Raw genomic sequence first — 12,501 nt, 5'->3', positions numbered from 1 at the left:
AGCATTGACTGCTTTTTGTTTTGGGACTCGTGACTAGATTACGCTTGATGCTGCGAAGCGCCGCAGGATTCGCGAATAATGAGTTCACCAGGCATCAGGTAATCTTCAACGGCTTGTTTATTGATGGCTTTAAGTAAACTGGATACCAATAACTCGCCAGCAAGCCGGGTATCTTGTTGCACGGTGGTCAGTGCTGGCGTGGTAAAGGCGGAAATTGAAATATTGTCATACCCGGTTACCACCACATCTTCCGGTACCCGATAGCCGTTTTCTTTCAAGGCTTGTAACACGCCGGTGGCGATGAGATCAGAGGCGCACACAATGGCTTCGGGCAGCGGACTGCTTGTGTTTAACAAGGTCTGCGTAGCGTTATAGCCTGCTTCGTCGGTGGAGTTGGCGTCGAGTCGTAGAAATGTATCTACAGCAATTCCGTGGTCGACCAATGCCTGGCGATATCCTTGATAGCGGGCTAAAAATTCGGGGGCGTGGCCGCCAGCGTCACCGATAAACGCGCAGGTCTTTTTACCTAGTTGAATAAGGTGTCGGGTGAGATCGTAACCGCCTTGATAATTATCACAGCCGATGCTGATACCGGGATGGTCGTTGTCTTTGGCTCCCCATCGGACAAAGTGCGTGCCTTGCTCTTCGAGCTGGGCCAGTTTATCGCGATATGCCGTGTAGTCGCCGTATCCGAGTAGAATGATGCCATCCGCTTTTTTGGAATCTTCAAATTCGGCGTGCCAGTCGTCATCCAGATTCTGGAACGACACCAATAAGTCATAACCCGCTGCCGCACTGGCGCGGGTAATACTACCTAACATATTTAGAAAAAAGGGGTTGATCAAAGAATCGTCGGTGGTGGGATCTTCAAACAACAATAAAGCAATGGTATTGCTTTTCTGCTTTCGCAAGTTGCTGGCGTTTTTATCCACTTTGTAATTGAGTTGCTTGGCGATACGCTGAACGCGCTCGCGGGTTTCTTTATTTACCAGCGGGCTATTACTCAGCGCTCTGGACACGGTTGATTGCGAAACACCGGCCATATGTGCAATATCAAAAGACGTGGCTTTTTCTTTCATGCCTGGAAAACGTAAAGTGACGAAAGTCGCATTCTACCACAGATGTTGTAAGGAATCGCTTGAGTTAATCGCCCCTTATCCTGTATTCGATGGTATTTTAGCCGCTTGTTTACGACAAGTTTAATTAATCATAGAGCCCTGTCTGGCAACGGGTTATACTCAATTACATAACTTGCAAAAACACTTTTCAATAAAGGGGAAACGGCGAATGGCGGAAACGGAACATCATCCGAGCAACTTTATCCGGCAGATCATTGATAAAGATCTTGCGGCGGGTGTACATGATTCTATCAAAACACGCTTTCCACCGGAGCCTAACGGCTTTCTGCACATAGGTCATGCGAAGTCCATTTGCTTGAATTTTGGTATCGCGCGCGACTATCAAGGGTCATGCAACCTGCGTTTCGACGATACGAATCCGGCAAAAGAAGATATTGAATACGTTAATTCTATTAAAGAAGACGTTCATTGGTTGGGCTTTGACTGGAATGGTGAGGCTTGCTATTCATCAGATTATTTCGAGCGTCTGCACGGCTACGCCCTCGAACTCATCGATAAAGGTTTAGCGTATGTTGATTTCTCTTCTCAGGAAACCATGCGGGAATTGCGCGGTACATTAACCGAGCCAGGCAAAAATAGCCCATATCGCGACACCGACGCAGCAACAAACCGCGCCGAATTTGAAAAAATGACGGCGGGTGAATACGCCGAAGGTCAGTGCTCGTTGCGCGCAAAAATTGACATGACATCACCGTTCATGTGCATGCGCGATCCGGTCATCTACCGTGTGAAGTTTGCCCATCACCATCAAACGGGTGATAAATGGTGCGTGTACCCAATGTATGACTTTACGCACTGTATTTCAGATGCCATCGAAGGGATCACACATTCACTGTGTACTCTGGAGTTCCAGGATAACCGTCGTCTTTACGATTGGGTCATTGAAAACATCTCCATAGAATGTACGCCTAAACAGTACGAATTTTCACGTTTGAATCTTGAATATACGGTGTTGAGCAAACGTCGTCTTATTCAATTGGTCGAAGAAAATCATGTCAATGGTTGGGACGACCCGCGTATGCCCACTATCGCTGGTTTACGTCGTCGTGGCTACACGCCGGCATCGGTGCGCGAGTTCTGTAAACGCATTGGTGTAACCAAAATGGATAACATGGTGGAAATGGGCATGCTTGAAGCCTGTATCCGCGATGATTTAAACGTGAACGCACCACGTGCAATGGCGGTATTGGAGCCGGTTAAGCTGGTGATTGAGAACTATCCTGCCGGTGAAAGTGAACAGCTCAAAGCGCCGAATCATCCGAATGACGAAAGTATGGGTAACCGTACTATTCCGTTTAGTGGTGAAGTGTGGATCGAAGCGGAAGATTTCCGCGAGGAAGCGAACAAGAAATTCAAGCGTTTGGTACTTGGCAAAGAAGTGCGATTACGTAATGCCTATGTAGTGAAAGCTGAGCGTGTTGAAAAAGACGCGGAAGGAAACATCACTACCATTTTCTGTACATACGATGCCGAAACCTTGGGTAAAGATCCGGCCGATGGCCGAAAAGTGAAAGGCGTTATTCACTGGGTTGATGCCAAAGCGGCAGATAAAGCGGAATTCCGTTTGTATGACCGTTTGTTTAATGTGCCTAATCCTGCTGCTGAAGAGAACTTTGTCGACGCCATTAATCCAGAATCGTTAGTGGTTAAGTCTGGCTTTGTAGAACCAGGTTTGAGCGAGAATCCTGCCGCTGGTGGCTGGCAGTTTGAGCGCACCGGTTACTTCTGTTTAGACAAAGACAGTAGCGACAGCGTAAAAGTATTTAATCAAACAGTGGGTTTACGTGACTCCTGGGCGAAAATTGCTGATTAATTACTGATCATAAACTGACCATTAGTTTCTGATTTTAAACCGCAGCATCGCTGCGGTTTTTTATGCGTATTTCTGATTGATGCCGGCTGCAGGGTTGCGTAATCTGGTAAAAAACGTTGATAACAGGGAACATCATGAAACGCGGAATTCTGGCCATCACCACACTTTTATCTTTTTCAGCGGTATCAGCAACCTTTCCGGTGTACTTTTTAGGCGGTCAATCAAACATGGAGGGCTATGGCAAGAGCAAAGATCTTGAGCCATTACATAGCAAGCCTGCAGAGCATGTGTTTTTATTCACTGGCAATGCAGTGTCAGATGATGATACCAGCGGCGGAAAAGGCGTGTGGGCGCCGTTGCAGCCAGGTACGGGCACCGGATTTAAATCCAATGGCCGGGTAAGTCTCTACAGTGATACGTTTGGTCCAGAAGTCTCATTTGGCCATCAACTCTATTCTGTAAACGGCAATCAACCTGTAGCCATTATCAAGTATGCTAAAGGTGGTTCTGGCATTGCCGAGGGTGTGGGTCACGGCAGCTGGTTTCCTTTTTACAAAGAGAAAACTGGGGTTAATCAATACGATCATTTTCTGACCGCCTTACGGCATGCTTTTGAGCCGACTGATATCGATTTAGATGGTGAGCTGGATACGCTAGTGCCTGCTGGCATCGTGTGGATGCAGGGAGAGTCTGATGCAGCGGAAAGTAAAGAAGTGGCAGAAGCTTATGAAGCAAACCTAAAACAGTTGATGACACTGATCCGCGCTGCATTGCGGGATGATGATTTGCCGGTAGTCATTGGCAAAATCACGGACTCTGGTATGGATGAAACTGACGGCAAGCGCATGGATTATCACAGGATTGTTCAGAAAGCGCAGAAGTCTTTTGTTGATAATGACGTATGTGCTGCGTTTGTCACCACGCTCGATAATGAAAAGCATGTAGCAGACGGCTGGCACTATACATCAGAAGGTTATGTTCATCTAGGCGAAGCGTTTGCCGAGGCGATGATGAAACTACACCAGAACTGTGATAAATCTGTCATCTGAATCACCCAATAAAACGGGGAGCGTTAAGCTCCCCGATTCATGTTAATAACGTACTGTTTCTGTTCTCGTTACTTCGGCTGACAGTCAATTGACTGACCATTCACGTTCAAACTGTCATCACCCATCAGGTAAAGATAAACCGGCATCAGGTCGGCAGGGGTTTTCAGCGTCATTGGATCTTCCGCAGGATAGGCACTGGCGCGCATTTTGGTGCGGGTGGCACCAGGGTTGATACAGTTAAAACGTAACCCCCTGTTTTCAAACTCTGAAGCCAATACCTGCATCATACCTTCTGTCGCGAACTTAGATACGGCGTACGTGCCCCAAAATGCACGGCCTTTTTTGCCCACACCCGAACTGGTAAATACCACTGAAGCATGCTGCGCTTTTCTAAGCGCAGGGATCAACGCTTGCGTCATCAGTGCCGCACTGTTTACGTTTATCTGCATCACATCCATCCACTCCGTTTCTGGAATGTCTGAGAAAGCACTTAAGTGACCAAGCATAGAGGCATTGTGTAAAACTCCATCAAGCTTTCCAAACTGATCAATGATGGTTTGCGCCATATCTTGGTAGTTTTTCGCTGTCGCCCCTTTTAAATCCAGCGGAATGATGGCTGGCTGCTGGCCTCCGGCCTCAACGATGTCATCATAGACTTTTTCCAGCTTGGATACCGTTTTACCTAATAAAATGCAGGTGGCACCAAAACGGGCGAAAGTTCTGGCTGCTTCAGCGCCAATACCATCTCCTGCGCCAGTGATCAGGATAATTTTATTTTCGAGTAATTCTTCAGCTGCCTGGTATTTAGTGGGCATAGATTCTAACCTTGAATTCGACACTACTGAGGGCGCAGCGCCTTGAGTGACCTGATAATACTCAGCGTCATGCACTTGTAAACCATTAGTCATGAAATTTCCCTGAAGAATTCAGGTTATTAAATTTAATTTACTAATTTTTAACAAACCTTTGCAAAATTTGGGTAATGCTCATAATATTAAGCCATACTCAACTGGTCATACTTGTTTGAACATTGGTTGTTTTACAACGATATAATTCTATCAAGCAGTGACTCGTGCATGACTTTATCCATGAAGCACAATAACAACAAAGCCTATTAAGGGAGAAAAAATGAGAAAACTCTTTATTAGTACCAGTGTGGCCCTGGCACTGGGTCTAACGGGTTGTGGTGGCTCAGACACACTCGAGGACATTCAGGCTGATACGCCGGTCCAGACGCCTTTTTCTCGCATTGTTTTTGACCCGGCAGCGGGCGATCTCAACATTCCAAACGATTTACTCATGCTGCCCGGTGATGACGGTTTTTTTGATTACACGCTCAATATTCCTGTTGCAGACCCTTCTGATTTTTCCGATCCACAAAACGCCTTGAATGTGTTGGATGGCTGGTCAACACAACATCCGTTTGTTATTGAGGTGACGACGCCGAGTGGGGTTTCTCTCGATGCTTCGACATTGGCTGATGGAATAATGTTGTTTGAAGCGACGTTAGGTTTGGATCAAAGCGATCCTGATTGTGCCAGCCTGGCCATTCCATCGTCGGGTTGTAAAGTGGGTGATCAGCTTCAGTATGGTGTGGACTATGTTTTGTCACTGGTCGATAGCGACACGATTTCTGTGGTACCGCTGCAACCTCTGAAACCTGCACATGGTTACATGCTGGTTATGACAACCGACTTAAAAGACAGCAGTGGTAATGGTGTGATGGGTTCAACATCCTGGGAGTTAGTGAGACAGGATATTAATACACTGCCACTGAGTTCATCGGCGCAGTTACAGTTACAAACATTGGTTAATTCCTTGGTCGATCCCATCATTGATATGGGCTACGCCCGTGAAGATATCAGCTATGTTTCGGCCTTTACCACCCAAAGTACAGACATTGCCTTGAACTCGGTGAAGCGTGTCATGGTGGCGGAATTTGCTGGCCGTGCAGCAGCGGGAGACCCTACCGCAGCGCAAGCATTACCGGTAATCACGATTACTGATCCCGAGGGCGCGACCAATGCAATGGAAGCGCTAAACCTGGTTGACGATGCAACGTTAGCGGGTGCGGTTCAACAGGGTATTGCGGCGTTACCTGAAGCGTTCGCTGCTTTTATCCCTACCATTGAAGCCACACTGGCGGCGGGCGGGTTTGACAGTCTACAAACCTGTTCTGGCTTACTTGGCACCTCGTCTGGTGCGATGGCGGGTACATGGGGAGCACTCAATGATTTCGCCGTGGGTGTCTCGACAGGCATTTTGGCCCAGGCGGGGCCATTCTGTGCTGCATCTCATTATCAGGGCAGTGTTTCATTACCTTATTACCTGGCGTTGCCTTCTGCGGAAGATCCATTAGCACCCACCACGGGATTCTGGCAAGCAGCCTGTGATAGCGGCATCGTGCTTGCTGGCGCACCGGATGAAGCGTTAGCGGCCGCGACACCGGGGCCCAATTATACCTTGTGCGAACAAATCGGATTAGCCGACCTTCGTGTAAATGGCGAAATGCTGGATTCGGCCCGGAACATCACGAAGTTTAACCCTGTGCCACAGACAAATGTTGTTCAAGCGTTAGATGTGCAGGTAACCGTACCAGAACCCACTGTGGCAGCTGGCTTAGGCTTCCCAATCAGTCAACCTGAAGCGGGTTGGCCGGTAGCCATTCTGATGCACGGCATTACCAGTAAGAAAGAAGATATGTTGGCGATTACGGGTGCGTTGTCACTGGCTGGTATTGCCACCGTTGCCATTGATCACCCCCTGCACGGCAGTCGTGGTTTTGATTTAAACGGTGACGGTACGGATGAAATCAATGCAACCACGGTAAGTGCAACCCATTATATGAACCTGCTGTCGCTGCCAACGGCCCGTGACAATGTGCGTCAGAGTGTGTCTGACTTACTGGGTCTGCGATTAGGCTTAAATGCGGTTAATGATATGACCACCATGAGTGCGGCACAGTTTGATCTTAGTCGTGTGTACTTCATGGGTGTATCGTTAGGCGCAATGACAGGCGCTGACTTTGCAGCGGTAACCAATTCAACCATGGGTGGTGATTTAGCGGCACTCGACAGCATGTATGCAGTGCAAGCTGCTTCTCTGGAATCACCGGGTGGTGGTGTTGCGCAATTTTTAATTGACTCGCCACGTTTTGGTCCGCTGATCAAAGGGCTGCTTCTGTCCGAAGCGTCTGAAGACTTCCAGGGCTTGCTGGTACAACTTTATGGCACAGTCGATGTGACGCAGGAGCAACTCGTAGCCGCCGTCGCCGTGTTTGAAGAGAATGTGACAGAGGCCCAGGCCGCGGAAGTACAAGCCGTGCTGTCGCAGTTTGCTTTTGCTGCACAAACCGTGCTGGATGCGGGTGATCCGAACAACTATGCGCAAACCATGACGGCAACCACACCAGTGCACATGATGACCGTGGTCGGTGATGGTGGTGAAAACTTACCTGATCAGGTGATTCCGGTAACGACTTCGCTGCCTCTGGCGGGTCAGGCTCCTTTTGCTGCTATCGCTGGCCTGGAGCAAATCAGTGTAACGGCGACGGGCGATCCGGTAAGTGGACTGGTGTTATTCAATCAAGGTGCGCATGCATCAAGCTTGAGTCCTGAAGCCAGTGCCGCAGCGACAACTGAGATGCAGCGAGAAGTAGCGGGATTCTTGTCTAGCGATGCGACAGTTATCCCAATCACGGATACATCGGTGGTGGCAAACTAGTCAATTAGTTATTCACAAAAATAAAGCCGGCTCATTAATGAGCCGGCTTTTTTCTGGTCTTCAAGAACACCGTTAACTTAACGGGTTAACAGGGCAGCTAACCGGTACTTTTGTCAATTCCAGCAGAATTGGCTTTTTCAGATATCGCTTCTTTCCATCCCCCACCTAATGACTGGTAAAGCTCAACCAGCGCCGTTAACTGATCTTTACGAGTATCGATGAGCGCATTTTTAGCTTCCAACGACTCCCGTTGGGCAAGCAGAACTTCAAGATATTCACCTCGCGCCGATGCGAAGAGCTTATTAGCCACATCCACAGACTGATCTAGTGCTTCTATCTGTCTGCTTTTCAATGCAAAGCTGTTGTTGAGGTTGTCCAGTTTCGACAGCCCCGAAGACACTTCAGACACGGCGCGTACAATGGTGTACTCATATTCGTATGCAGCCTGAATTTGCGCTGCACTGGCATCTTTATATTGCGCTTCAATGGCACGCCGGTTGATAAGCGGCGCGAAAATATCGCCAGACAAGGAATATGCTACCGATTCTGGGGTGTTAAAAAGGTATTTCGCATCGAACGCTTCCAAACCTACGCCCGCATGCAGGGCAAACGAGGGATAGAAATTGGCTTTTGCGACACTGATATTCAGTTTCGCAGCGGCTAATTCCAGTTCGGCTTCCCGGATATCGCTACGGTTACTTAATAATTCCGACGGCACCCCGGCAGCAGGTTTATGCAGTTTGGCCGACATTAACTGATCCGCATCGCGTTCGATGTGCTGCGGTGCGCGTCCTAGCAGCAGATTCAGTTTATTTTCGGTTTCAACAATTTCTTGCTGCACGATATAGCGTTCGCTTAAATTTTTGTTTACCTCCGCGTTAAAGCGCGCAACGGGCAGGGAAGATGAACGCCCGAATTGCTTAAGCTTTTGAATGGTATTTAACACATTTTTTTGCAGCGCTATGGTGGCATCTAAATTACTCAGGTGGTTATCCAGAGCAAGCAATTCATAATAGGTTTTTGCTACCTCAGCCACCATTTCAGTAATGAAGAACTGACGACTTTCAATGCTGGCAAGGTATTCAAGTGATGCCACCTTGGACGCATCACGCAGTTTATGCCACACATCTAACTCCCACGATGCATTGAGTCCCAGGCGAAGGTTAGCCAGAGGGTCGGGGAAGTCTTTGTCTTCGCGAATATGCAATTGCTCTTCCACGGCACCGTCGCGGGTATATTCGCCCACTTTACCGGTTTCAGCTTCCGCTCCCGCCGACACGCTGGGCAAATATTCCCCCTCTCTGGCGTAAACTTCGTTCGCCGCCATGTTGATGCGCTGCAACATCATGGCCACTTCCTGGTTATTTGCCAGCGCGGTGTCGATGAGCTCGATGAGGTGAGGATCTTCGAACCATTCATTCCAATCTATCTTCACGTGCTCGCTCGATAACGAAGATTGATAATTCGAGGGCAGTGCCACCTGGGCGTCTCGTGTTTGAATATCTGGTATGGCGCAGCCTTGCAGCACCAAGGCGGCTGTGACTGCTAACGCAAGTGGCTTAAGGGTATTACGCATTGAGAATGAATTAATCATGTTTAGCCTCCTCGTGGTTATAGTCGTAGGTTTCGGTCAGTGGCATGTGGTCTTCGTTTTTAATCAGTGTTTTACCTTCACCCATTTTGGCGAAAAGGTAATACAAGCCCGGAATGATAAGCACACCAAATACGGTGCCGAAAACCATACCGCCAAGAGCAGATGAACCGATGGTACGATTTCCTACCGCACCGGCCCCGGTGGCGATAACCAGCGGGATGAGTCCGGCAACAAAGGCAAAGGATGTCATCAGAATAGGACGGAACCGGGCCGTAGCCGCCTCAATCGCGGCTTGATTGATGGACAAGCCCTGTTCTTTTTTCTGTACCGCGTATTCCACAATCAGAACGGCGTTTTTACCCAACAAGCCAACTAGCATGACGAGACCCAACTGCGCATAGACGTCGTTACTTAACCCCACTGCTTTGAGCAGCATCATTGAACCAAAAATCCCCGTGGGCAGAGACAGGATCACTGCAAAAGGTAACAGTAAACTTTCATACTGCGCCGCAAGCACGATATAAACGAACAACAGAACAACCACAAAGATGAGTACCGCTTCATTCCCGCGCTGTGCTTCATCGTATGACAGTCCTTCCCAACCGATATCGTAGCCGTGAGGGAGTGTGGCCGCGGCAACTTCTCGCACTGCCTGAATGGCATCTGCCGAGGTATAACCTTTTGCCGGTTCTGCCCGAATAGCAGACGACGTATACAAGTTGTATCGGGTAATTTCATTGGGGCCCTGGGTTTTAATCAGTTTCATAAAGGCGGAATAGGGCACCATTTCACCTTCTTCGTTGCGTACATAATAATCCAGCAGATCACTCGGGTAACGGCGATACTCGGGCGCCGCCTGGGTGTATACTTTGAAGAAGTTGTTGAAGCGGGTGAAACCCTGCTCGTAGGTACTACCGATTAGAATGTCCAGGTTTTCCATGGCGGTTTTAATGGAAACGCCTTTTTGCATGGCGGCCTGATTATCAATTTCGATTTTGTACTGCGGGTAATCGGCTGCGTAGAAGGTAAACAAGCCTTTAAGCTCTTTGCGTTTTGCAAGTTCAGCCATGAAGTCTTTGTTGATTTGATCAAATTCCTGGTAGTCGGTGGTATTGGTTTTATCCAATAATCGGAACGACAAGCCGGATGATGCACCATAGCCGGGTACCACTGGCGGCTCGAAGTATTCTATGGTTGCACCAAGGTGATGGGCTTTTTCTTCTAATGCTTCGATGATTTCAGGCACCGTTTGTTCACGATCCGCCCAATCCTTTAAGTTGATCAAACAGGTACCAGCATTGGAACCACGTCCTTCGGTGAGGATTTCGTAACCAGCGAGGGAAGAAACCGACGATACACCTTCAATTTCCAGCGCCATGCTTTGAAGTTCTCGCGCCACTTTATTAGTTGCTTCCAGTGTAGAGCCGGGTGGGGTTTGAATTATCGCGTAAATCTGGCCCTGATCTTCACCGGGAATAAAGCCAGATGGCAGGATTTGGTTTACCCATCCCGTACCGGCAATAAACGCAATCAGCACAATACCTGTTACAACCCGACGATTAACGATGGCGGTGATAATACGGGTATAGCGACCTGTTACTTTTTCAAATACACGGTTAAATGCATCGATGAACATGCTGACAGGCGTGCGCTTTTTCGGATGACCATGATGGTTTTTCAGCAGCATTGCACACAGCACCGGAGTGAGTGACAGGGCAACGATACATGAAATAACAATCGACGACGCCATGGTAATGGAGAACTGGCGGTAAAACACACCCACAGGGCCGGCCATAAATATCAGCGGTACAAAAACGGCAACCATGACCAAGGTAATGGCGATAATGGCGCCTCCCATTTCACCCAATACTTGCTTCGTTGCCACGTAAGCATTCATGGTGGCATCGTCTTCCATTTTGGCGTGCACCGCTTCCACCACAACAATGGCGTTGTCGACCACAATGCCGATGGCAAGTACCAAGGCAAATAGCGTGATTAAGTTAATATTTACGTCGAATGCCTGCATACAAAAGAAGGTGCCGATGAGCGACACGGGCACGGCGATGATGGGAATTAAGGTTGAGCGCCAGTCACCCAGGAAAATAAATACCACCAGGGAAACCAGAACAAACGCTTCTCCCAGGGTGTGCAGAACCTGTTCTATGGATGCATCAAGGAATTTAGAAACGTCATAGTTGATTTCATAGTGCATACCAGCGGGGAACGATTTTTCCAACTCCGCCATCTTTTCTTTTACGTTGTCGATGACTTCGTTCGCACTGCTGCCGTAGTTTTGCTTAAGTACAATGGCCGCCGAAGGATAGCCATCTTTGTTGGAATAAATATCAAAAAATTCACTGCCCAATTCTACGTCGGCGACATCGCCGAGTTTCAGCAATTTACCGTCTGAGTCGGCACGAATAATGATATTTTTATATTCTTCGGGTTTGTTGTAACGCCCTTCGTACACCAAAACATATTCTTTCGACTGTGCATCAATGCCCGAACTTCTGCCTAAACGACCAGGACGACCAATTAAGCTTTGCTCATCCATAGCTTCCATTATTTCATCGACGGAGATGTTATAGGCACGCATTCTGTCGGGCTTAAGCCAAACACGCATTGCATACTGGCGGCTACCTAGTATTTTTGCACTGGCAATGCCTTTGACACGTTGCACTTCAGGAATGACATTGATATTCGAATAGTTATACAAAAACTTCTCATCCGCATCTTTGTCGGTACTGTAGACATTGATATACATGAGCATGCTAGGTTGCACGCGGTTAACCACAACGCCTTCAAGCTGCACAAGTTGCGGTAACCGGTTCATGATTTGATCGAGCCGGTTTTTCACGTTCATCAGCGCCTGATTGGGGTCGACATCCAGATCGAAAATGACCTGGATTGTCGCTTCACCGGCGCTGGTGGCGTCAGACACGATGTATTTCATGCCAGGCACACCATTGATCGAGCGCTCAATGGTGACCAACGAGGACTTAACCAGCACATCAGCATTCGAACCCGGGTAAGCCAGCGAGATCAGTACCCGAGGCGGCGCAATATCGGGGTATTGCGATGTCGGCAAAGAGAAAATCGACAATACGCCTAAAAACACAATCATGACAGAAAGCATAATTGCCATTACCGGTCGTTTTATAAAAACTCCAAACATAAACCTGT

Annotated in this window: 7 protein-coding genes; 3 read left to right on the top strand and 4 right to left on the bottom strand. The window is 48.3% G+C overall.

The features are described 5' to 3' along the window. Positions 1 to 38: 38 nt before the first annotated feature. Positions 39 to 1,079: a LacI family DNA-binding transcriptional regulator gene (locus BFC18_RS04800; RefSeq protein WP_070124062.1), complete on the bottom strand. Its 1,041-nt coding sequence runs from the start codon at positions 1,077 to 1,079 to the stop codon at positions 39 to 41. 208 nt (positions 1,080 to 1,287) lie between these two features. Between BFC18_RS04800 and glnS the strand changes: the two genes are divergently transcribed. Continuing rightward, positions 1,288 to 2,952, top strand: coding sequence for a glutamine--tRNA ligase (gene glnS, locus BFC18_RS04795; RefSeq protein WP_070124061.1), 1,665 nt, complete (start codon positions 1,288 to 1,290; stop codon positions 2,950 to 2,952). Between the two features lie 134 nt (positions 2,953 to 3,086). Beyond that, on the top strand, positions 3,087 to 4,001 hold the full coding sequence (locus tag BFC18_RS04790) for a sialate O-acetylesterase (RefSeq protein WP_070124060.1): 915 nt from the start codon (positions 3,087 to 3,089) through the stop codon (positions 3,999 to 4,001). A gap of 68 nt (positions 4,002 to 4,069) precedes the next feature. Here BFC18_RS04790 and BFC18_RS04785 read toward each other — a convergent pair whose 3' ends face one another. Further along, complete coding sequence (locus BFC18_RS04785; RefSeq protein ID WP_070124280.1) at positions 4,070 to 4,816, bottom strand: YciK family oxidoreductase; 747 nt, start codon at positions 4,814 to 4,816, stop codon at positions 4,070 to 4,072. 313 nt (positions 4,817 to 5,129) lie between these two features. Between BFC18_RS04785 and BFC18_RS04780 the strand changes: the two genes are divergently transcribed. Next, positions 5,130 to 7,724: a VolA/Pla-1 family phospholipase gene (locus tag BFC18_RS04780; RefSeq protein ID WP_070124059.1), complete on the top strand. Its 2,595-nt coding sequence runs from the start codon at positions 5,130 to 5,132 to the stop codon at positions 7,722 to 7,724. A gap of 97 nt (positions 7,725 to 7,821) precedes the next feature. Here BFC18_RS04780 and BFC18_RS04775 read toward each other — a convergent pair whose 3' ends face one another. Together BFC18_RS04775 and BFC18_RS04770 are read right to left on the bottom strand one after the other, a co-directional pair. Further along, entirely contained in the window at positions 7,822 to 9,318 is a 1,497-nt protein-coding gene (locus tag BFC18_RS04775) for a TolC family protein (protein WP_083272921.1), read from the bottom strand. After that, positions 9,311 to 12,493, bottom strand: coding sequence for an efflux RND transporter permease subunit (locus BFC18_RS04770; protein ID WP_070124058.1), 3,183 nt, complete (start codon positions 12,491 to 12,493; stop codon positions 9,311 to 9,313). Before BFC18_RS04770 ends, BFC18_RS04775 begins: the two co-directional genes overlap by 8 nt. Positions 12,494 to 12,501: the final 8 nt, after the last annotated feature.

Source organism: Alteromonas confluentis, from assembly GCF_001757105.1.
In the GTDB taxonomy this organism is placed as follows: Bacteria; Pseudomonadota; Gammaproteobacteria; order Enterobacterales; family Alteromonadaceae; genus Alteromonas; species Alteromonas confluentis.
This window is presented reverse-complemented; position numbering and strand designations above follow the sequence as displayed.